Here is a 22,928-nt window from a genome sequence, read left to right on the forward strand (position 1 = left end):
TCCGCTCCCGCTCCGAATTCATCGGCGCACAGCTAGGCTCGAAGAGCGGACACGTGTGCGTCCGCGGGCAGGAGAACACGGGATGACGACGGTGCCTGGGCGCAGGAGCAGTAATTTCACCCGACTGCTGCGGCACGGTTTCACCGATCCGTCCGCAGCCGAACGGCTCCTGGAACTGCCCGAGCTCTCCTCCGTACGGTCCGATCCCGTCCTCTTCGACGCACTCGGTGCCACGTCCGACCCCGACCTGGCGCTGCACAGCCTCGTGCGGCTCGTCGAGGCGGAAGAGGCGGACGAACGACAGGTCCTGCTGGACACGCTCGTCACCGCGAAGCCGCTGCGGGACCGGCTCCTCGGCGTGCTCGGCGCCTCCGAGGCCCTCGGGGACCACTTGGCGCGGTACCCCCGCGACTGGCAGGTGCTCGTCACGTACGAGGCCATAGATCTGCACCCCGGCGTCGCCGAATTCGAACGCATGCTCGCCGACGCTGTCGACCCGGACTCGTTGCGCGTCGCCTACCGCCGTTCCCTGCTGTCGATTGCGGCCCGCGACGTGTGCGGCACCACCGACCTCGCCCAGGTCGCCGCCGAGCTGGCCGACCTGGCGACGGCCACCCTGCGCGCCGCGCTCGCCATCGCCCGTACCGCCGCCCCCGTCGACGCGGCCCGGTGCCGGCTCGCCGTCATCGCGATGGGCAAGTGCGGCGGGCACGAGCTGAACTACGTCTCCGACGTCGATGTGATCTTCGTGGGGGAGCCGGTGGACGGAGAGGAGGAGAACGGGGCCATGCAGGCCGCCACCCGCCTCGCCGCCCACATGATGCGGATCTGCGCCGACACCACCGTCGAAGGCACCATCTGGCCGGTCGACGCCAATCTCCGCCCCGAGGGCCGCAACGGGCCGCTGGTGCGGACCCTGAGCTCGCACCTCGCCTACTACCAGCGCTGGGCCAAGACCTGGGAGTTCCAGGCCCTGCTGAAGGCCCGGCCGGTCGCCGGTGACCCCGCGCTCGGCGCGGAGTACGTCGAGGCGGTGTCCCCGCTGGTGTGGCAGGCCGCCGACCGGGAGAACTTCGTCGGGGACGTACAGAAGATGCGCCGTCGCGTCGTCGACAACATCCCCGTCGACCGGGTCGACCGTGAGCTCAAGCTCGGGCCCGGCGGGCTGCGGGACGTCGAGTTCGCCGTACAGCTGCTCCAGCTGGTCCACGGGCGCAGCGACGCCACCCTGCACGCGGGCTCCACCCTGGCCGCCCTGCGGGCGCTCGCCGACGGCGGATACGTCGGGCGGGCGGACGCGGCGCAGCTGGACGAGGCGTACCGCTTCCTGCGCGCCATGGAGCACCGCATCCAGCTCTACAAGCTGCGCCGCACGCACCTGGTCCCCGAGGACGAATCGGACCTGCGGCGGCTCGGACGCTCCCTGGGGCTGCGCACGGATCCCGTCGCCGAACTCAACAAGGCGTGGCGGCGGCACGCCTCGGTGGTGCGGCGCCTGCACGAGAAGATCTTCTACCGGCCGCTGCTGGACGCCGTCGCCCAGCTGGCGCCCGGCGAGACCCGGCTCAGCGCGAAGGCCGCCGTCGTCCGGCTGGAAGCCCTCGGATACGCCGATCCGGCGGCTGCGCTGCGACATCTGGAGACCCTGTCGTCCGGGGTGTCCCGCAAGGCCGCCATCCAGCGCACGCTGCTGCCGGTCCTGCTCGGCTGGTTCGCGGACTCCGCCGATCCGGACGCGGGGCTCCTCGGCTTCCGGCAGGTGTCCGACGCGCTCGGCAAGACCCCCTGGTACCTGCGGCTCCTGCGGGACGAAGGCGCGGCGGCGGAGAACCTCGCCCGGGTCCTGTCCGCCGGCCGTCTCGCCCCCGACCTGCTGATGCGAGCCCCGGAGGCCGTCGCCATCCTCGGCGACCCGGAGGGGCTGAAGCCGCGCACCCGTGACCATCTGGAGCAGGAGGTGCTGGCCGCCGTGGGCCGAGCGGCGGGCGCCGAGGCGGCGGTCGCGGTGGCGCGCGGGGTGCGGCGCCGGGAGCTCTTCCGCACGACGGCCGCCGACCTGATCGGTTCGTACGGCACCGAGGAGAACCCCGCGGAACAGGACCCGGGCGCGCTCGTCGACCAGGTCGGCCCCGCGGTCACCGATCTGAACGCCGCCACGATCTCGGGTGCCCTGCGCGCCGCCGTGCGCGAGCAGTGGGGCGACACCCTGCCGACCCGCTTCGCGGTCATCGGCATGGGCCGCTTCGGCGGGCACGAGCTGAGCTACGGCTCCGACGCGGACGTCCTGTTCGTGCACGCTCCGCGGGAGGGCGTGAGCGACGAGGAGGCCGCCCGGGCCGCGAACACCGTCATCACGGAGATGCGCAGGCTGCTGCAGCTGCCGACCGCCGACCCGCCGCTGATCATCGACGCCGACCTGCGCCCCGAGGGCAAGAGCGGCCCGCTGGTCCGCACCCTGAAGTCGTACGAGGTCTACTACCGCCGCTGGTCGCTCGTCTGGGAGAGCCAGGCCCTGCTGCGCGCCGAGCCCATGGCGGGGGACGAGGAGCTGGGGCGCGCGTTCATCGACCTGGTCGATCCGTTGCGCTACCCCGCCGAGGGGCTGGGTGAGGACGCCGTCCGCGAGATCCGGCGGCTCAAGGCGCGCATGGAGTCCGAACGGATACCGCGGGGCGCCGACCCGACGCTCCACATGAAGCTGGGCCGTGGCGGGCTGAGCGACGTCGAGTGGACGGTGCAGCTGCTGCAGATGCAGCACGGCTGGGTGGAGCCGGGACTGCGGACGACGCGTACGCGCGAGGCACTGGCCGCGGCGTGCGCGGCGGAGCTGATCCCGGTGGAGGAGGCGCAGACGCTGGACGAGGCGTGGGTGCTGGCCACACGGGTGCGCAACGCGGTGATGCTGGTACGGGGGCGGCCGGGCGACACGTTCCCCTCGAACCCGCGGGAACTGACGGCGGTCGGGCGGTACCTGGGGTACGAGCCGGGGCACGTCGGGGACATGCTGGAGGACTACCGGCGGATCACGCGGCGGGCGCGGGCGGTGGTGGAGGAGCGGTTCTACGGGGCGGGGTGAGGCAGATCAAGCCCCTTGGGGGTCCCCCCGGACGAAGTCTGGGGGAGATCGAGGAGCGGGGTCCGGTGGGAGTCCCGGGAGGGGGTCAGCCGGAGTTCCGTGGGGCCGAGTGGGCAGGGGCCGGGCTCGGCTGGGCGGACGGGTGCGGCACGTCGGTGCGGGTGCGGGTGCGGCGTGCCAGGACCGGCCGCAGCGAGCGCACGCGCCCACGGCCCCCCGCGGTCGCCGGCCGCCGTGGCAGCCGGTGCGGCAGCCGCCCGTACCAGGCGTACGAGATCGCGTAGCCGAACGTCAGGCAGGCCATGCCGCCCACCGCGTCCAGCCAGAAGTGGTTCGCCGTCGCCACGATCACGACCAGCGTCGCCACCGGGTAGAGCAGGCCCAGGATCCGCGCCCACGGGGCGGTCGCCAGTGCGCAGATGGTCAGACCGCACCACAGCGACCACCCGATGTGCATCGAAGGCATCGCCGCGTACTGGTTCGACATGTGCTTGAAGTTGCCCGAAGCCATCGAACCCCAGGTCTGGTGCAGCATCACCGTGTCGATGAAGCCCCCGCCGCTCATCAGACGCGGAGGTGCCAGCGGGAAGAGGTAGTAGCCGAGCAGGGCGACGGCCGTCGTCGAGAAGAGGATCAGCCGGGATGCCGCATAGCGGCCGGGATGACGGCGGAACAGCCAGATCAGCACACCGACGGTCACGACGAAGTGCAGCGTCGCGTAGTAGTAGTTCATCGACACGATCAGCCATGTCACCGAATTGACGGCCCGGTTGACCGTCTCCTCGAAGGCGAGCCCCACCGTGTGCTCGAGGGACCAGATCCAGTCGGCGTTGCGCAGGGCCGCGGCCTGCTGCTCGGGTACGGCGTTGCGGACCAGCGAGTAGAGCCAGTAACTGACCGCGATCAGCAGGATCTCGAACCAGAGGCGGGGGCGGCGCGGGGACCGCAGCGAACGCAAGGACCACGATCGCGTCCGGCCGACGACCTGTGTCGATCCGGTGGCCGCCACCTCGTCAACGATGGGTGAGGGGTTGGCCGCCATGCGGTCTTCCTGTGTGGTCACGTGCGAATCACCCATAGGCGCAGAGTCTGCCAGATACGTCTCCCTCTGCCCGATGATCCTCCGGTCGGGTTCCGGTCGCACATTCTGCACCTCAACGACGAGGGTGGGATCCTGGGGCGGGGCCGGGCCCCGAAGCCGTCGAGCCGCGAACGACCAGCTCAGGCATGAAGACGAACTCGCTGTGCGGGGCCGGCGTACCGCCGATCTCCTCCAGCAGCGTACGCACCGCCGCCTGACCCATCGCTGTCACGGGCTGGCGGATCGTGGTCAGCGGCGGATCGGTGAACGCTATGAGGGGCGAGTCGTCGTAGCCGACCACCGAAAGGTCGCGCGGCACTTCCCGCGACATCCGGCGGGCGGCCCTGATCGCGCCGAGCGCCATCATGTCGCTCGCGCACACCACCGCGGTGCAACCGCGCTCCATCAGCGCCGAGGCGGCCGCCTGACCACCCTCCAGCGTGTACAGAGAGTGCTGTATGAGCTCCTCCACCGCTTCCGCGGTGAGGTCGAGCTGCTCCCGCATCGTGGCGTGAAATCCCTCGATCTTGCGGAGAACGGGAACGAAGCGCTTCGGGCCGACCGCGAGACCGATGCGCTGATGCCCCAGCGACACCAGGTGCGTCACCGCGAGCCGCATCGCGGCGCGGTCGTCGGGGGAGATGAAGGGCGCCTGCACCTTGGGCGAGAAGCCGTTGACCAGGACGAAGGGAACACCCTGGGCCCGCAGTTGTTCGTAGCGCTGCATATCGGCCGAGGTGTCGGCGTGCAGACCGGAGACGAAGATGATGCCCGAGACGCCGCGGTCGACGAGCATCTCGGTGAGCTCGTCCTCGGTGGAGCCGCCGGGCGTCTGGGTCGCCAGCACCGGGGTGTAGCCCTGCCGGGTCAGCGCCTGGCCGATCACCTGGGCCAGCGCCGGGAAGATCGGGTTCTCGAGCTCGGGCGTGATCAGGCCGACGAGGCCCGCGCTGCGCCTGCGCAGCCGGACGGGGCGTTCGTACCCGAGGACGTCGAGCGCCGCGAGGACTGATTCACGGGTGGTCGCTGCAACACCGGGCTTGCCGTTCAGTACGCGGCTGACCGTAGCTTCGCTGACCCCCGCCTGAGTTGCGATATCGGCAAGCCGTGCGGTCATGAGGGGACTGTACCGGGCGCGTGTCGTATTGCCCACCATGCGCAGTATTCGGACGACCCGGCCCGGGAGCCCGGGCCCGTGGGTGTCTCCGCAGCAACATCTTGCAAGGCCTTGCGGGCGCCGTCGGCTGCTCGCAGTCGGATCGTCGTACCGCGTGGAGACGGGCCCTGGCCTGGTGTGGGCAGGGATGCGAGGCTCCCGTCAAGAGGCTTGACGGCAACCTTGCGGACACGCCAATGTAACGATCGTCGGAGCTTGCAGAAATCTTCCGCAAAGTCTTTCGGTCGTCTTTCATCCTTGTTACGTTCACGTCGACCCGGCGCCGCGACGGAGCGGTACGGCAGTTGAAGGAGTTCAGATGCGACGTGGCATAACGGCCACCGCCCTGGTCGCGGCCCTGGCGCTTGCGGCAACCGCCTGTGGCAGTGACGACGAGACCGGCGGCAGCAAGAGCTCGGGCGAGCTCTCCGGCACGGTGACCTGGTGGGACACCTCGACGGTCGGCAGCGAGGACAAGGTCTTCAAGAAGATTGCCGAGGGTTTCGAGAAGAAGCACCCGAAGGTTGACGTCAAGTACGTCAACGTGCCCTTCGGTGAGGCACAGAACAAGTTCAAGAACGCGGCGCAGGCCGGCGCCGGTGCTCCCGACGTCATCCGCTCCGAGGTCGCCTGGACCCCCGAGTTCGCCGACCTCGGTTACCTCGCCCCGCTGGACGGCACCGCGGCGCTGAAGAACGAGAAGGACTTCCTCGAGCAGGCCGCCGCGTCGACCAAGTACAAGGACAAGACGTACGCGGTCCCGCAGGTCATCGACTCCATGGGCATCTTCTACAACAAGAAGATCTTCGCGGAGGCCGGTGTCGAGGTCCCCGCGAGCATCGCGGACCTCAAGACCGTCTCCAAGACGATCAAGGAGAAGACCGGCAAGACCGGCCTCTACCTGCGCGGCGACGACGCGTACTGGTTCCTCTCCTTCCTGTACGGCGAGGGCGGCGACCTGGTCGACGCCTCCAGCAAGTCCGTCACGGTGGACAAGCCCGAGGGTGTCAAGGCGTTCGAGACCGTCAAGGACCTCGTCGACTCCGGTGCCGCGAAGACCGACGCCACCGACGGCTGGGAGAACATGCAGTCGTCGTTCAAGGACGGCAAGGTCGCGATGATGATCAACGGCCCGTGGGCCGTCGCCGACACGCTGACCGGCAAGGAGTTCGCCGACAAGGCCAACCTGGGCATCTCCCCGGTGCCGGCCGGTTCGGCCTCGCAGGGCGCCCCGCAGGGCGGCCACAACCTCGCCGTCTACGCGGGCTCCAAGAACCTCGACGCCTCCTACGCCTTCGTCGAGTACATGACCTCGGTGGAGACCCAGGCGCAGACCGCCGGTGAGCTGAACCTGCTCCCGACCCGCACCTCGGTGTACTCCAAGCAGGAGGCCGTGGACAGCGAGATCGTCGGCTTCTTCAAGCCCGTCGTCGAGACCGCCGTCGAGCGCCCGTGGATCCCGGAGACCGGCAGCCTCTTCGCGCCGCTCGTCACCGAGTACACCAAGGTCCTCACCGGCCAGACCACGCCGGAGAAGGCCGCGTCCACGACCGGCGACTCCTACCGCAAGCTCCTCAAGGGCTGGAAGTAACTCAGGAAGGCAGGCCGACTGATGGCTGTCCACACCAGCCAGTCGGTGGCGAAGGCCGCGGGCGACACTGTCGCCCGCGGCCGGAGCCGCGGTACTGGTAACCCCCCGCCACCGAGCAGGCTCCGGCGGGCCATGTCGGTCCACTGGTACGCCTGGACCATGGTCGCCCCCGTTGTGATCGTCATCGGCGTGATCATCGGCTATCCGCTGGGTCGCGGCATCTGGCTGTCGCTGACCGACGCGAACGAGCGCAACGTCGCACGGTCCATCGGTGTCAACGAACTGCCCGCCACCTACAAGTTCGTGGGCGTGGACAACTACGTCGACGCTCTGACGGGTACCCAGTTCCTCGGCACGCTCGGCTGGACGCTGGTGTGGACGGTCTCCTGCGTAGGCATCACGTTCTGCCTCGGCATGGGCCTCGCCAACATCCTCAACCGCCGTATCGCGGGGCGCTCCGCCTACCGCATGGCCCTGATCCTGCCCTGGGCCATTCCCGGCTTCGTCTCGGTCTTCGCCTGGCGCTTCCTCTACAACGAGGACCGCGGGCTGCTCAACAAGATCCTCGGCGGCGGCGGCATCGACGGCATACCGTGGCTCAACGACCCCACCTGGGCCAAGTTCTCCGTCATCGCCGTCAACGTCTGGCTCGGCGTGCCGTTCATGATGGTCGCCCTGCTCGGCGGACTGCAGTCCATACCCTCGGAGCAGTACGAAGCCGCCGAGATGGACGGTGCCACCGCCTGGCAGCGCTTCCGGCACATCACGCTCCCCGGCCTGCGCCCGGTGTCCACCACGGTGATCCTGCTCTCCACCATCTGGACCTTCAACATGTTCCCGGTGATCTTCCTGCTGACCCGCGGCGGACCCGGTGAAGCCACCCAGATCCTGGTCACCCAGGCCTACAAATTCTCCTTCGAGATCAGCCCGCGCGATTTCGCGCAGTCCTCCACCTGGGGCGTGCTGATCCTCGTACTCCTGATGCTCTTCGCCATGGTGTACCGGCGAGTGCTCCGCACGCAGGGAGACAACTGGTGACCACTTACACGGAAACCTCCGCCCGGCACGCCGCCCGCAAGCCCAGGAAGCGCGGCGACCGCTCCCCGGCCGCGTCCGTGGCCCTGCACGTCACCCTGATCGTCGCGTCCGTGATCGCGGTCTTCCCGGTGCTGTGGGTCCTGCTGACCTCGCTGAAGCCCGCCAAGTTCGCCACGACGACGGACTTCTTCAAAGAGACGACGTTCGAGAACTACACGAACCTGATCAAGGACACCGAGTTCCTGAGCTGGTTCGGCAACTCCGTGGTCGTCGCGGGGCTCTCCACGGTCATCGGTGTCTTCGTCTCCGCCACCACCGGGTACGCCGTCAGCCGCTTCCGCTTCCCCGGCAAGCGCGGGCTGATGTGGACACTGCTGATCACCCAGATGTTCCCGGTCGCCGTCCTGATCGTGCCGATCTACAACATCATGGCGGGCATCGGTCTGCTCAACCAGCCGGCCGGACTCGTCATCACCTACCTCACCATCTCGGTGCCGTTCTGCGCCTGGATGATGAAGGGCTTCTTCGACACGATCCCGCACGAGATCGACGAGTCGGGGCAGGTCGACGGCCTCACCCCGTTCGGCACGTTCTGGCGGCTGATCCTGCCGCTCGCCAAGCCCGGCCTCGCCGTCACCGCCTTCTACTCCTTCATCACCGCCTGGGGCGAAGTGGCGTACGCCTCCGCCTTCATGGTCGGCGACGAGAACCTCACACTCGCGGGCGGACTGCAGAAGTTCGTCAACCAGTACGGAGCCCAGTGGGGCCCGATGACCGCGGCGTCCGTGCTCATCGCCATCCCGGCCGCGCTGGTCTTCCTCTTCGCGCAGAAGCACCTCGTCACCGGCATGTCCGCCGGAGCCGTCAAGGGCTGACGCGCCCAGTCCGCACGACCGCACGCAACGTCACGGCGGCGCCGGCTCCCCGACCCGGTCCCGGCGCCGCCCCCCACCCAGACACCCCAGGGACGACATGACCCAGCACCTCGCTGCCCCCTCCACCGGCACGTCCGACGACGCCCCGGGCCACCGCACCGGCTGGTGGCAGGACGCGGTGATCTACCAGGTCTATCCACGGAGCTTCGCCGACGGCAACGGCGACGGCATGGGCGATCTCGCGGGCATCACCGCACGGCTCCCGTACCTCAGGGACCTCGGTGTCGACGCCGTCTGGCTCAGCCCCTTCTACGCTTCACCGCAGGCCGACGCGGGCTACGACGTGGCCGACTACCGGGCCATCGACCCGATGTTCGGCTCGCTCCTGGACGCCGACGCGCTGATCCGCGAGGCCCACGGCCTGGGCCTGCGCATCATCGTCGACCTGGTTCCCAACCACTCGTCCGACCAGCACGAGTGGTTCAAGCGCGCCATCGCCGAGGGCCCCGGATCCGCCCTGCGCGAGCGCTACCACTTCCGTGCGGGCAAGGGTGCCGACGGCGAACTCCCGCCCAACGACTGGGAGTCCATCTTCGGAGGACCCGCCTGGACCCGGACCACCGACCCGGACGGCACCCCCGGCGAGTGGTACCTGCACCTCTTCGCGCCCGAGCAGCCCGACTTCAACTGGGAGCACCCGGCCGTCGCCGACGAGTTCCGCTCGATCCTGCGCTTCTGGCTCGACATGGGCGTCGACGGCTTCCGCGTCGACGTCGCCCACGGCCTCGTCAAGGCCGAGGGACTGCCCGACCTCGGCACGCACGATCAGCTCAAGTTGCTGGGCAACGATGTCATGCCGTTCTTCGACCAGGACGGTGTGCACGAGATCTACCGCAGCTGGCGCACCATCCTCGACGAGTACCCCGGCGAGCGGATCGCCGTCGCCGAGGCATGGACCCCCACCGTCGAGCGCACCGCCAACTACGTGCGCCCCGACGAGATGCACCAGGCCTTCAACTTCCAGTACCTGTCGACCGCCTGGGACGCAGCGGAACTGCGCAAGGTCATCGACTCCTCGCTCGACGCGATGCGTCCGGTGGGCGCCCCCACCACCTGGGTGCTCTCCAACCACGACGTCACCCGCCACGTCACCCGCTTCGCCAACCCGCCGGGCCTGGGCACCCAGATCCGTACGCCCGGTGACCCCGTCACGGGGCTGCGCAGGGCCCGCGCCGCGACGCTGCTGATGCTGGCGCTGCCCGGCTCCGCGTACGTCTACCAGGGCGAGGAGCTCGGCCTGCCGGACGTCACCGACCTGCCCGACGAGGCGCGCCAGGACCCGTCGTTCTTCCGCGCGGAGGGCCAGGACGGCTTCCGCGACGGATGCCGGGTGCCGATCCCGTGGACCCGCGGAGGCAGCTCGTACGGCTTCGGCGACGGCAGCAGCTGGCTGCCGCAGCCCACCGGGTGGGGCGAGCTCTCCGTCGAGGCGCAGACCGGTGTGGAGGGCTCCACGCTGGAGCTGTACCGCGCCGCGATCGCCGCCCGCCGCGAGCAGCCCGGGCTCGGCGCCGGCACGGACGTGGACTGGCTGGACGCCCCCGAGGGCGTGCTCGCGCTGGGCCGCTCCGGCTTCGTCTGCACGGTCAACACCACGGGCGCCCCGGTACGGCTGACGGCCCCCGGCACGCTGCTGCTCGCCAGCGCCCCGGTCGCCGTCGACGGCGACACGGTGGAACTGCCCGCGGACACCGCGGTGTGGTGGACGGTGTGACCGTCCCCGCACCCAGGACCGGACCGGCGCTGCGGCTCTCCGACATCGCCGGTCAGGCCGCGGTCAGCGAGGCGACCGTCAGCAGGGTGCTCAACGGGAAGCCGGGCGTCGCGGACACCACGCGTCAGCGGGTGCTCGCGGCCCTCGACATCCTCGGCTACGAACGCCCCGTACGGCTGCGGCAGCGCAGCGCAGGGCTGATCGGGTTGGTGACCCCCGAGCTCACCAACCCGATCTTCCCGGCGTTCGCGCAGTCCGTGGAGCAGGTCCTCGCCGGGCACGGCTACACGCCCGTGCTCTGCACCCAACTGCCCGGCGGCGCCACCGAGGACGAGCTGGTCGAACAGCTCGTCGAGCGTGGCGTCGGCGGGATCGTCTTCCTCTCCGGGCTGCACGCCGACACGTCGGCGGACCCGGCACGGTACGCCGCGCTCAGCGACCGCGGCGTGCCGTTCGTGCTGATCAACGGCTACAACGAGCGCATCAGCGCCCCGTTCGTCTCGCCCGACGACACGGCCGCCGTACGGATGGCCGTCGGGCACCTCGCCGAACTCGGGCACCGGAAGGTCGGCCTGGCGATCGGACCGCTGCGCTACGTGCCCTCCCGGCGCAAGCGCGACGGGTTCGTCGACGCGGCCGTCTCCGTGCTGGGCATGGACCGGAGCGAGGCCGAACTCATGGTGTGCTCGACGCTGTTCAGCGTCGAGGGCGGCCAGGTCGCCGCGGGCGCCCTGCTCGACCGGGGCTGCACCGGCATCGTCTGCGGCAGCGACCTGATGGCACTGGGCGTGGTCAGGGCAGCCCGGGGCAGGGGACTGGACGTCCCGCGCGACGTCTCCGTCGTCGGCTTCGACGACTCGCAGCTGATCGCGTTCACCGACCCGCCGCTGACCACGGTGCGCCAGCCGGTGCAGGCGATGGCCGCCGCGGCCGTGGGGGCACTGCTGGAGGAGATCGCCGGAAGTCCCGTGCAGCGCACGGAGTACGTGTTCCAGCCGGAGCTCGTGGTGCGCGGGTCCACCGCGGCGGTGCCGGTCGTCTGAACGAGCGGGAAGCGGGGCCGGGTCCGGAGGGGGGACCCGGCCTTTCCCGTGCCAGGTCGGAGCGCCGGTTCAGCCCGGCAGCGCGTCCGCGAGCTGCGTCAGCTCCTCCGGGCCCAGCTCGAGATCCGGGGCCCGCGCCGAGTCCCTGACGGAGGCCGGGCGGCTGGCTCCCGGCACCGGGACCACCGTCGGGGATCGGCTCAACAGCCAGGCCAGGGCGATCTGCTGCGGGCTCACGCCGCGCTCGGCCGCGATGCGCTGGAAAGCGGTGCCGGCGGAGGTCGGGCCCGAGGGGCCGTCCAGGGAACTGCGGGAGATGCCACCGAGAGGGCTCCAGGGCAGGAACGCCAGGCCCAGCCGGGCGCTCAGGCGCAGTTCGGGCTCGGTGTCACGGACGGCAGGCGAATACCGGTTCTGTACCGAGACGAGTCCGTCGCCGAGGATCTGATGCGCCCGGCGGATCTGGCGGGTGGTCACGTTCGAGATGCCGGCGGCACGGATGGTGCCGGCGTCGAGCAGTTCGCGCAGGGCGCCGACGGACTCCTCCCAGGGTACGGCCGGGTCCGGCTTGTGCAGTTGGTACAGGCCGATGGCCTCGACCCCCAGGCGCTCGGCGGAGGCTTCGGCGGCGCGCTTGAGGTGGGCGGGGGTGGCGTCGGCGGTCCAGCTGCCGTCGCCGGGCCGGCCGCGGCCGCCCTTGGTGGCGATCAGGACGCCGGACGTGTCGCCGCCGTAGCGGGCCAGGGCCCGGGCGACGAGGAGCTCGTTGTGGCCCACCTCGCCGGCGTGCCAGTGGTAGCTGTCGGCGGTGTCGATGAGCGTGACTCCGGAGTCCAGCGCGGCGTGGACGGTGGCGATCGCCCGAGACTCCTCCGGGCGGTTCTCGATGGACAGCGGCATGGCGCCCAGACCGATGGCGCTGACGGCGGTGCCGGCGATGCTGCGGTACTTCATGGTGGGCGGTTCCCTACGCGGCGGGGGTGGCGGACGTGCTGACGGTCTCCGCGACGGCGCCGGGCAGCCAGTCGGAGACGGCGGAGAAGGTGAAGCCCAGCCGCTTCGCACGGGTGTTGCTCATCGCGTAGTGGCGGTCGACGGAGAACGGCGAAGCCGTCCCGCCCGCCGGGGCGGTCCGGTAGACGGGCTCCCGGCCGGTCTGCGCGGCGACGACCGCAGCCAGTTCACGCACGTCGAGCAGGCCGTCGGAGCAGGCGTTGACCGGACCCGTGAAGTCGGCGGCGGTGGTCGCCCACAGCAGCAGGTCCGCCAGCTCCCGGTAGTGGATGAACACCGTCGGCTGCGCGTTCGCGTGCACAGCGATCTCTTCGCCCCGGCGGACCCGCTCGGTGTAGTGCGCCAGCCGCCCGGTGAACTCCCGCGCACCGCCGCCGAGTACATGAGCGCTGCGCACGGAGGCGAACGCGAAGCCGCCGTCCCGGGAGAGGACGGCCTCCGCCTGGCGCTTGCCCTCGGCGTAGTGCGTCTCCAGGTACGCCTCGTCCTGCCAGGGCAGGTCCATGGCCACCAGCCAGGTGTTCGGGTCCACGTTCTCCTCCGGCACCGGGGTTCTCGCCGGCACGGCCGGCAGCGCGGCGGTCGCCGGGTCGTAGACCTCGATCGTGGACGTCATCACGTAGCGACGGGTACGGCCGGCGAAGACCCGGGCGGCGATCGCGGCCTGCACCGGGGTGTAGCAGACCTGATCGACGACCGCGTCGAAGGTGCGCGAGCCGAGCGCGGCTCCGAGAGCGGCCTCGTCGTCGCGGTCGACGACGAGGTGCTCGACGCCGACAGGCGGCCGGGTGGAGCCGCGATTGATCACAGTGACCTGATGGCCGGCCGACCGCAGGCGCTCGGCCAGGAGCTTTCCGAAGTACCGGCTTCCGCCGATGACGCAGATCCTTTGCATGCCCCCATCCTGGAGACCTATCGTCATCAGCAGAAGTGCTGACCTCCTGATGACGTATTAAGGAAAACTGTTGATCGATGTGCAGCGGCTCCGCGTCCTGCGTGCGGTGGCTGACCACGGCAGTTTCAACAGGGCAGCCGTGGCGCTCCGCCTCACCCCTTCCGCCGTCTCCCAGCACGTCGCGGCGTTGGAGCGCAGCCTCGGTGCCCAGGTCGTGACACGCAGCACGCGTGGGGTGACCCTCACTCGGGCCGGCCAGATCATGGTCGGGGCGGCCGAGTCCGTGGCAGCCGAGCTCGAACAGGCGAAACAGCAGGTCGAGCGGCTCGGTACCGGCCGCGTACAGCTCACCGTCGCCACCTTCACCAGCGGCGGCAGGCACTTGCTGCCCGGCGCTCTTCCCCGGCTCACAGCAACCCATCCGTACACGCTGCTCCACGTCAGGGAGGGCGAGCCCGAAGACACCTTGCCCCTTGTCCGCCAAGGCGCCGTCGACGTCGCACTCGCCTACCACTTCGACGGGCCGCTGCCCGTGGGGACGGGTACGGGTTCCAGCCTGCACTGGACCCCGATCCTGGATGATCCCCTGCACGTCGTCATGCCGGAGGGGCATCGACTCGCCGACCACCAGTCGCTCGACATCGCCGAACTGGCAGCGGAGCCCTGGGTTCTCGGCTGCCTCAAGACCGAGGCGTACCTGCGCCGTTACGCCCAGCGGGCGGGTTTCGAACCGGAAGTGCGCGGCACCACGACCGACTACTTCTTCGCCCGGTCGCTCGTCGCCGCGGGAATGGGAATCTCCCTCATCCCCTCCATCGCGCTCGTCCCGACGGTGCCGGGTGTGCGCGCCGTCCCGATCACGCCACCGGCTCCGGCCCGGCACATCGGCGTGGCCACGCTCGGCCGCCGCCGCGACCACCCACACGTCGCGACGTTCATCGAGGCCCTCCGCGAGCAGGTGAGGCATCACCAGGGCACCGACGAGTTGTGCCGACGGCCTGTAACGTAGCGATCTTCGGTCGGTGCGACCTTCCGGAGTCACGAAGGCGACAGCCCATGACCCCTACCGACCGGACACCGGCACGACTCCGCCTCGATGCCGCGCTGCACGGCCTCACCGGAACCTTCCGGGGGATGACGGCCGCCCCGGACGAGGACAACTGCGAGTGCCACTGGGGCAGCGCCGAAGACCTCGCCCGGCTCAAGACACCGGACGTGGTACTCGACCCGGACCTGCTGCGGCGCACGTGGCAGGCGATCGACTGGCGCGATCACGGGGCTGTCCTGCGCCGCATCCTGCCTCAGTTCGCGACAGCTCTCGTCGGTGGCCAGGTGGAGCCGATCTTCGACATGGGGGACGTCGGGCAGTCCTTCGGGCGCGGCAGGTGGCAGCGATGGCCTGGAGATCAGGCCGCTGCCGTCCGGGAATTCCTGCACGCATGGTGGGCCGACAGCCTCACGGCGCCCGACACCGTCGTTCCGGCGCACGACGTCTTCGCCCTGTGCGCCGAGGCCTCGGGCACGGTGACTCCCTGGCTGGCCGTATGGGACAGGGAGAACCGTCCCACGGCGGACCGGCGGCTGGTGGAAGCCGTGGATCAGTGGGAGTTCGACCTGCTGGGAGGCAAACTCCCTTGGTACGCCTGGGATCACGACGAGAAGAGGATCATTGAGCTGAGCAACTGGCTGGCCGACCGTGCCCCCGCACGTCTCAGCTCGCAGGGCGCTCCCGAAGAGATGCACCACTGGGTACGGTTGCTCGGCCTTCCCGGGCCCGCCCGCTGGGAGGACCCGCACTGGCCGGGGTACACCTACTGATCCGGGCGGCCGGTGAACGGGCGGTTCCGCACGGGAGAGGCCCCGGCATCGGCCCGGGATGGGCCGGCGGGGAAGCGATGTCGGGGCCTCTCCACGGCGTGACCGGCCCGGCCGGCCGGGCGCGTGGGGCCCGGCGTACCAGGACCCCCGGCCGACCGGGCCGGAGTCGGGATGAATTTAACAGTCCCGCAATATCTTGCGAAAGACCTTGCAGGAAGAAATCTCCAAGATTTCGCGGATGTGAGCAGGATGTAATCGCGCCATGTCCAGGGGGTTGACCCGGCCAGGTCAGGCTCGTACCGTCTGCTCGCACGCAGGTTTTGCATTCTTGCTGCAAGAACCTTCATGAGCCTTTAGGGCACGGCGCGTTGCCATGTGAGGCTGCTCCGCCATCCCCGCATTTCCCCCACCGCAGGAGGAAAGACATGGCACGCAGACCACTGTCTGCCACGCTCGCCCTGGTCACAGGTGCTGCCGTTCTCGTCATCCCCACCGGGCTCGGCGCCGCAGGTACCGCCCAGGCCGCGCCGCCCGGCGACAAGGACGTCACCGCAGTGATGTTCGAGTGGAAGTTCAACTCCGTGGCCAAGGCCTGTACGGACAGCCTGGGTCCGGCCGGCTACGGCTTCGTCCAGGTCTCGCCGCCCCAGGAGCACATCCAGGGCGCCCAGTGGTGGACCTCGTACCAGCCGGTCAGCTACAGGATCGCCGGACGGCTCGGTGACCGTACGGCCTTCGCCAACATGGTCAGCACCTGTCACGGCGCGGGCGTCAAGGTCATCGCCGACTCCGTCATCAACCACATGTCGGCCGGTTCGGGCACCGGCACGGGCGGCTCCTCCTACAGCAAGTACGACTACCCGGGCACCTACTCGGCCGGCGACATGAACGACTGCCTATCGCAGATCAACAACTACGGCGACCGGGGCAACGTCCAGAACTGCGAACTGGTCGGCCTGGCCGATCTGGACACCGGCGAGGACTACGTGCGCGGCCGGATCGCGACGTACCTCAACGACCTGCTCTCCCTCGGCGTCGACGGCTTCCGCATCGACGCCGCCAAGCACATACCGGCCGGCGACCTCTCCCACATCAAGTCCCGGCTGAGCAACACGGGCGTCTACTGGAAGCACGAGGCGATCTACGGAGCGGGCGAGGCCGTGTCGCCCTCCGAGTACCTCGGCAGCGGTGACGTCCAGGAGTTCCGCTACGGCCGCAGCCTCAAGCAGGTCTTCAACAACGAGAACCTCGCCAACCTGAAGAACTTCGGCGAGGGCTGGGGCTTCATGCAGTCCGGCAGGTCCGCCGTCTTCGTCGACAACCACGACACCGAGCGCGGCGGCGACACCCTCAACTACAAGGACGGCGCCAACTACACCCTGGCCAACGTCTTCATGCTCGCCTACCCCTACGGCTCCCCGGACGTCCACTCCGGCTACGAGTGGTCCGACAAGGACGCGGGCCCGCCCAACGGCGGCCAGGTGACCGCCTGCTACAGCGGCGGCTGGAAGTGCCAGCACGACTGGCGCGAGATCTCCTCCATGGTCGGCTTCCGCAACGCCGCCCGCGGCCAGGCCGTCTCCAACTGGTGGGACAACGGCGGCGACCAGATCGCCTTCGGACGGGGCGCCAAGGCGTACGTCGCGATCAACCACGAGGGCTCCTCGCTGAGCCGCACGTTCCAGACGTCGCTGCCCGCCGGCGACTACTGCGACGTCCAGTCCGGCAACGGCGTCACCGTCAACGGCTCGGGGCAGTTCACCGCCACCCTCGGCTCCAACACGGCGATCGCTCTGCACGTCAACGCCCGTACGTGCGCCGGTGGCGGTACGACCGACCCGGACCCCGGTACCGGCCAGTCCGGCGCCTCCTTCGGCGTCAACGCCACCACCCAGCTCGGCCAGAACATCTACGTCACCGGCAGCCAGGCCGCCCTCGGCAGCTGGGCCCCGGCAAGCGCGCTCAAGCTCGACCCGGCGACGTACCCCGTCTGGAAGCTCGACGTCAGCCTGCCCGCAGGCACGGCGTTCGAGTACAAGTACCTCCGCAAGGACGCGAGCGGCAACGTCACCTGGGAGAGCGGCGCGAACCGCACCGCCACCGTGCCGGCCTCCGGCAAGGTCACGCTGACCGCCGACGTCTGGCGCAGCTGACTTCACCGCTCGGCGGGCCGGGGACGCGCGGCGGTGCGTCCCCGGCCCGCACCAGCTCCACCAGGACCCACCCCTGAAAGTCGAGGAGAACCCGCCCGTGTCCCGAACCACCCTCCGGCGGGGGGCCGTTGCCGCACTGTGCGCGGCGCTGCTGCCCGTCGTACCGGCGGCCACCGCAGCCGCCGCACCCAGACCCCCGGCCCCGCCCTCGGACGCCGCGCTCGCCAAGGAGCCGGCCAGGCACGACCTGACCCGTGAGCAGTTCTACTTCGTGATGCCCGACCGGTTCGCCAACGGCGACACCTCCAACGACCGCGGCGGGCTGACCGGCTCACGGCTGGAGACCGGCTACGACCCCGCGGACAAGGGCTTCTACCAGGGCGGCGACCTCAAGGGGCTCGCCGACAGGCTCGACTACATCAAGGGCCTCGGCACCACCGCCATCTGGCTCGCCCCGATCTTCAAGAACCGCCCCGTCCAGGGCACCGGCGACAACGCCTCGGCCGGCTACCACGGCTACTGGATCACCGACTTCACCCAGGTCGACCCGCACTTCGGCACCAACGCCGACCTGACGAAGCTCATCGACAAGGCCCACGGCAAGGGCATCAAGGTCTTCTTCGACGTCATCACCAACCACACCGCCGACACCGTCGACTACGCCGAGAAGAAGTACGGCTACAAGCCCAAGGGCGCCTTCCCGTACCTCGACGAGGACGGCCGCCCCTTCGACGACACCCAGGGCGTCGCGAAGACCGACGAGGACTCCTTCCCGTACACGCCGGCGAACACCGGCAAGAAGGTCCCGTCCTGGCTCAACGACACCACGATGTACCACAACCGGGGCGATTCGACCTACGCGGGCGAGTCCACCGAGTACGGCGACTTCTCCGGCCTCGACGACCTGTGGACCGAGCGCCCCGAGGTCGTGTCCGGCATGGAGAAGATCTACGAGAAGTGGGTCCGCGACTTCGACATCGACGGCTTCCGCATCGACACCGTCAAGCACGTCGACCTCGACTTCTGGACCCAGTGGGCCACCGCCCTCGACGACTACGCGGCGAAGCACGGCCGTGACGACTTCTTCATGTTCGGCGAGGTCTACTCCGCCGACACCGCCATCACCTCGCCCTACGTCACCAGGGGCCGGCTCGACTCGACGCTCGACTTCCCCTTCCAGGAAGCCGCCCGCCAGTACGCCTCCCAGGGTGCCCCCGCCTCGAAGCTCGCCGCGGTCTACGGAGACGACTACCGCTACACCACGGACAAGGCCAACGCCTACGAGCAGGTGACGTTCCTCGGCAACCACGACATGGGCCGGATCGGCACCTTCCTGAAGCAGGACAACCCGAAGGCCTCCGACGCCGAACTCCTCGACCGCGCGCGCCTCGCCAACGAACTGATGTTCCTCGGCCGCGGCAACCCGGTGATCTACTACGGCGACGAGCAGGGCTTCACCGGAGCGGGCGGCGACAAGGACGCCCGCCAGACGCTCTTCGCCTCGAAGACCGCCGACTACCTCGACGACGACCAGCTGGGCACCGACCGCACGCACGCCTCCGCCGCGTACGACACCCGGCACCCGATCTACCGGTCCATAGCGGCCCTGTCCGAGCTCACCCGGGAACACCCGGCGCTGCGTGACGGAACCCAGACCGAGCGGTACGCGGAAGGGTCCGTGTACGCGTTCTCGCGTACCGACACCAAGCGGCCGTACGAGTACGTCGTCGCCACCAACAACGGTGGCGAGGCGAAGACCGTCGAGCTCGCCACCGGGTCGGCCGGCATGAACTTCCGTACGCTGTACGGCGGTTCCGCAACGGTCCGCAGCGGCAGCGACAAGACGATCAGCGTCACGGTTCCCGCGCTCTCCAGCATCGTGCTCCGCGCCGACAAGCCGGTGGGCGCCCCGGCCACCAAGCCCTCACTCACCCTGAAGGCCCCGGCCGCCGGAGCCACCGGCACCGTCGAGATCACCGCGGACGTGGACGGCGGCAGGCTCAACCGGGTCGTGTTCGCCGCACAGACCGGCAACGGGAAGTGGCGCACCCTCGGCTCCGCCGACCACGCGCCGTACAAGGTCACCCAGCACCTGGACGACTCGGTCGAGGCCGGGACCCCGCTGCGCTACAAGGCCGTGGTCGTCGACCGCGCCGGCCGCACCGCGAGCGCCCTCGCCACGACGACCGCCGGACAGGCACCGCCCGCGCCCAAGCCGGTCGCCGTCGAGCGCGACCAGGTCGTCGTCCACTACAAGCGCGCGGACGGCGACTACGAGGGATGGCAGCTGAAGTCCGGCGACAGCACCGCCGACTTCATCGGACGCGACGCCTACGGCGCCTTCGCCTGGATCGACCTCGCCGAGGGCACATCGTCGGTCCCGTACACGGTCGAGAAGGCCGGCACCGCCGACGGGCCCGAGCGCACCGTCGACCTCGCGAAGACCGGCCAGGTCTGGGTCGAGCAGGGCAAGGACGGGCAGGCCACCGAGGCGCCCGACGGAGCCAACCCGCCGCAGGACACCTCCAAGGCCGTCCTGCACTACCATCGCGCCGACGGCAACTACGACGGCTGGGGCCTGCACACCTGGACCGGGGCCGCCGCGCCCACGGACTGGGCCAAGCCCCTGCTGCCCGTGAAGACCGACGCCTACGGAGCCACCTACGAGGTGCCGCTCACCGACGGTGCCACCTCGCTCAGCTACATCCTCCACAAGGGCGACGAGAAGGATCTCCCCAGCGACCAGTCCCTGGACATCGCCTCGTACGGACACGAGGTCTGGATGCTCGGCGGGAAGCCCGGCTACCTGCTGCCCCAGACCGGTGGCGCGCCCACGCCCGACCTCACCAAGGCCGAGGCCCAGTGGATCGACGCGGACACCGTCGTCTGGAAGGTGAAGGCCACCGACGCCACCAGTCAGCAGCTCGTGTACGCGAAGAACGGCGGGATCTCCGTCGTCGACGGCGCCCTGACCGACGAGGGCCAGTGGCTCCGGCTCAACTCCGCCGAGCTCACCGACGCGCAGAAGGCGAAGTACCCGCACCTCAGGGACTACCCGGCCTTCACCGTCGACGTCCGCGACCGGGACCGGGTCCGGGAGTCCCTGCGCGGCCAGCTCGTCGCCACCCAGCGCGCCGCCAACGGTGCCCTGCTCGCCGCCACCGGGGTGCAGACCGCCGGAATCCTGGACGGCCTGTACGGGAACGCCGCCAGTGGTGCCGACCTCGGCCCGGTGTTCCGCAAGGGCAGCCCCACGCTCTCCGTCTGGGCACCCACCGCAGTCAAGGTCTCGCTCGAACTCGACGGCAAGAGCGTCCCGATGCGGCGCGACGACCGCACCGGCGTCTGGTCGGTCACCGGGAACAGGAGCTGGAACGGCAAGCCCTACCGGTACGCCGTGGACGTCTGGGCGCCCACCGTCCAGAAGATGGTCACCAACAAGGTCACCGACCCCTACTCCACCGCTCTGACCGCCGACTCCGCCCGCAGCCTCGTCGTCGACCTCGACGACCCGAAGCTGGCCCCGAGCGGCTGGTCCGGCCTGAGGAAGCCCGCCGCGGCCCCGCTGCGCGACGCCCAGATCCAGGAACTGCACATCCGCGACTTCTCGATCGCGGACGGGACGTCGAAGCACCCCGGCGAGTACCTGGCCTTCACCGACACCCGCTCCGACGGGATGAAGCACCTCAAGGAACTCGCGGACTCCGGCACCGGCTACGTCCACCTGCTGCCCGCCTTCGACATCGGGACCATCCCGGAGAAGAAGTCCGACGAGGACAAGCCCGCCTGCGACCTGTCCGTGTACGCCCCCGACTCCGAGGAGCAGCAGGCCTGCGTGGCGAAGGCCGCGGCCAAGGACGGCTTCAACTGGGGCTACGACCCGCTGCACTACACGGTCCCCGAGGGCAGTTACGCCTCCGACCCCGACGGTACGAAGCGCACCGTCGAGTTCCGGCAGATGGTGCAGGGGCTCAACGGCGCCGGCCTTCGGACCGTCATGGACGTCGTCTACAACCACACCGTCGCCTCCGGCCAGGACGACAAGTCCGTACTCGACCGGATCGTGCCCGGCTACTACCAGCGGCTCCTGGAGGACGGCACCGTCGCCACCTCGACGTGCTGCGCCAACACCGCGCCCGAGAACACGATGATGGGCAAGCTCGTCGTCGACTCGATCGTCACGTGGGCCAAGGAGTACAAGGTCGACGGCTTCCGCTTCGACCTCATGGGACACCACCCGAAGGCCAACATCCTCGCGGTCCGCAAGGCACTCGACGAGCTGACCGTCGCCGAGGACGGTGTCGACGGGAAGAAGATCATCCTGTACGGCGAGGGCTGGAACTTCGGCGAGATCGCCGATGACGCCCGCTTCGTCCAGGCCACGCAGAAGAACATGGCCGGCACCGGCATCGCCACCTTCTCCGACCGGGCCCGCGACGCCGTTCGCGGCGGCGGCCCCTTCGACGAGGACCCCCGTGTCCAGGGCTTCGCCTCCGGCCTCTACACCGACCCCAACACCTCACCCGCCAACGGCACCGAAGCCGAGCAGAAGGCCCGGCTGCTCCACTACCAGGACCTGATCAAGGTCGGCCTGACCGGCAACCTCGCCGACTACACCTTCACCGACACCCAGGGCCGCACGGTCAAGGGCTCGGCCGTCGACTACAACGGGGCCCCCGCCGGATACGCGGCGGTGCCCGGCGACGCGCTCGCCTACGCCGACGCCCACGACAACGAGTCGCTGTACGACGCCCTCGCCTTCAAGCTCCCCGCGGACACCCCGGCCGCCGACCGGGCCCGCATGCAGGTCCTCGCGATGGCGACCGCCGCACTCTCGCAGGGCCCGTCGCTCTCCCAGGCCGGCACCGACCTGCTGCGCTCCAAGTCGCTCGACCGCAACTCGTACGACAGCGGCGACTGGTTCAACGCGCTGCACTGGGACTGCCGCGAGGGCAACGGCTTCGGCCGCGGACTTCCGCCCGCCGCCGACAACAAGGACAAGTGGGCCTACGGGAAGCCGCTGCTGACCGCTTCCGCGCTCACCCCCGGGTGCGCACAGATCACCGGCGCCTCCGCCGCGTACCAGGACCTGCTCACCATCCGCACCACCGAGAAGGAGTTCGACCTCGCCACCACCGAACAGGTACAGGGCGCTCTGTCCTTCCCGCTCTCCGGGAAGGACGAGACACCCGGGGTGATCACGATGCGCCTGGGCAAGCTGCTCGTCGTCATGAACGCCACCCCGGGTACGCAGAGCCAGGACATCCCCGAGCTGGCCGGCAAGGCGTACGCGCTGCACCACGTCCAGGCGGCGGGCGCGGACGCCGAGGTCAAGAAGTCCTCGTACGAAGGGAAGTCGGGCAGCTTCACCGTCCCGGGACGCACGGTCGCCGTGTTCTCCCAGCGCTGACGCC

General features: G+C 69.9%; 14 protein-coding genes. 10 read left to right on the forward strand and 4 right to left on the reverse strand.

The annotated features are described in order from the left end of the window. Nucleotides 1-82: 82 nt before the first annotated feature. On the forward strand, nucleotides 83-3,076 hold the full coding sequence (locus OG844_RS35330; protein WP_406389580.1) for a bifunctional [glutamine synthetase] adenylyltransferase/[glutamine synthetase]-adenylyl-L-tyrosine phosphorylase: 2,994 nt from the start codon (nucleotides 83-85) through the stop codon (nucleotides 3,074-3,076). A gap of 85 nt (nucleotides 3,077-3,161) precedes the next feature. Here the strand turns inward: OG844_RS35330 and OG844_RS35335 are convergent, their stop codons facing one another. Then, the gene (locus tag OG844_RS35335; protein WP_406389579.1) at nucleotides 3,162-4,154 is read right to left on the reverse strand and encodes a phosphatase PAP2 family protein; all 993 of its coding nucleotides are present in this window, start codon (nucleotides 4,152-4,154) and stop codon (nucleotides 3,162-3,164) included. 76 nt (nucleotides 4,155-4,230) lie between these two features. Beyond that, on the reverse strand, nucleotides 4,231-5,274 hold the full coding sequence (locus OG844_RS35340) for a LacI family DNA-binding transcriptional regulator (RefSeq protein ID WP_406389578.1): 1,044 nt from the start codon (nucleotides 5,272-5,274) through the stop codon (nucleotides 4,231-4,233). 358 nt (nucleotides 5,275-5,632) lie between these two features. Here OG844_RS35340 and OG844_RS35345 point away from each other — a divergent pair, with 358 nt between their 5' ends. The 5 genes from OG844_RS35345 (at nucleotide 5,633) to OG844_RS35365 (ending at nucleotide 11,634) form a co-directional block, all read left to right on the forward strand. Beyond that, nucleotides 5,633-6,904 carry an extracellular solute-binding protein gene (locus OG844_RS35345; RefSeq protein WP_406389577.1) on the forward strand — a complete coding sequence of 424 codons (1,272 nt, stop codon included), beginning with the start codon at nucleotides 5,633-5,635 and terminating at the stop codon, nucleotides 6,902-6,904. Between the two features lie 21 nt (nucleotides 6,905-6,925). Continuing rightward, complete coding sequence (locus OG844_RS35350) at nucleotides 6,926-7,942, forward strand: sugar ABC transporter permease (protein WP_329211756.1); 1,017 nt, start codon at nucleotides 6,926-6,928, stop codon at nucleotides 7,940-7,942. Further along, nucleotides 7,939-8,817, forward strand: a complete 879-nt coding sequence (locus OG844_RS35355) for a sugar ABC transporter permease (RefSeq protein ID WP_406389576.1) — start codon at nucleotides 7,939-7,941, stop codon at nucleotides 8,815-8,817. Before OG844_RS35350 ends, OG844_RS35355 begins: the two co-directional genes overlap by 4 nt. A 97-nt stretch (nucleotides 8,818-8,914) precedes the next feature. Beyond that, the gene (locus OG844_RS35360; protein WP_406389575.1) at nucleotides 8,915-10,591 is read left to right on the forward strand and encodes a glycoside hydrolase family 13 protein; all 1,677 of its coding nucleotides are present in this window, start codon (nucleotides 8,915-8,917) and stop codon (nucleotides 10,589-10,591) included. Further along, nucleotides 10,576-11,634 carry a LacI family DNA-binding transcriptional regulator gene (locus OG844_RS35365; protein ID WP_406389574.1) on the forward strand — a complete coding sequence of 353 codons (1,059 nt, stop codon included), beginning with the start codon at nucleotides 10,576-10,578 and terminating at the stop codon, nucleotides 11,632-11,634. Before OG844_RS35360 ends, OG844_RS35365 begins: the two co-directional genes overlap by 16 nt. Nucleotides 11,635-11,703: 69 nt before the next feature. Here OG844_RS35365 and OG844_RS35370 read toward each other — a convergent pair whose 3' ends face one another. Then, nucleotides 11,704-12,588: an aldo/keto reductase gene (locus tag OG844_RS35370; RefSeq protein ID WP_406389573.1), complete on the reverse strand. Its 885-nt coding sequence runs from the start codon at nucleotides 12,586-12,588 to the stop codon at nucleotides 11,704-11,706. 13 nt (nucleotides 12,589-12,601) lie between these two features. Then, nucleotides 12,602-13,543: an NAD-dependent epimerase/dehydratase family protein gene (locus OG844_RS35375; protein WP_406389572.1), complete on the reverse strand. Its 942-nt coding sequence runs from the start codon at nucleotides 13,541-13,543 to the stop codon at nucleotides 12,602-12,604. A gap of 70 nt (nucleotides 13,544-13,613) precedes the next feature. Between OG844_RS35375 and OG844_RS35380 the strand changes: the two genes are divergently transcribed. The 4 genes from OG844_RS35380 (at nucleotide 13,614) to pulA (ending at nucleotide 22,924) form a co-directional block, all read left to right on the forward strand. After that, nucleotides 13,614-14,552, forward strand: a complete 939-nt coding sequence (locus OG844_RS35380; RefSeq protein ID WP_406389571.1) for a LysR family transcriptional regulator — start codon at nucleotides 13,614-13,616, stop codon at nucleotides 14,550-14,552. Nucleotides 14,553-14,599: 47 nt separating this feature from the next. Next, nucleotides 14,600-15,361, forward strand: coding sequence for a hypothetical protein (locus OG844_RS35385; RefSeq protein ID WP_406389570.1), 762 nt, complete (start codon nucleotides 14,600-14,602; stop codon nucleotides 15,359-15,361). Between the two features lie 425 nt (nucleotides 15,362-15,786). Then, on the forward strand, nucleotides 15,787-17,514 hold the full coding sequence (locus OG844_RS35390; protein WP_406389569.1) for a carbohydrate-binding module family 20 domain-containing protein: 1,728 nt from the start codon (nucleotides 15,787-15,789) through the stop codon (nucleotides 17,512-17,514). 97 nt (nucleotides 17,515-17,611) lie between these two features. Further along, on the forward strand, nucleotides 17,612-22,924 hold the full coding sequence (gene pulA / locus OG844_RS35395) for a pullulanase-type alpha-1,6-glucosidase (protein WP_406389568.1): 5,313 nt from the start codon (nucleotides 17,612-17,614) through the stop codon (nucleotides 22,922-22,924). Nucleotides 22,925-22,928 lie beyond the last annotated feature (4 nt).

This window comes from Streptomyces sp. NBC_00887, from assembly GCF_045207585.1.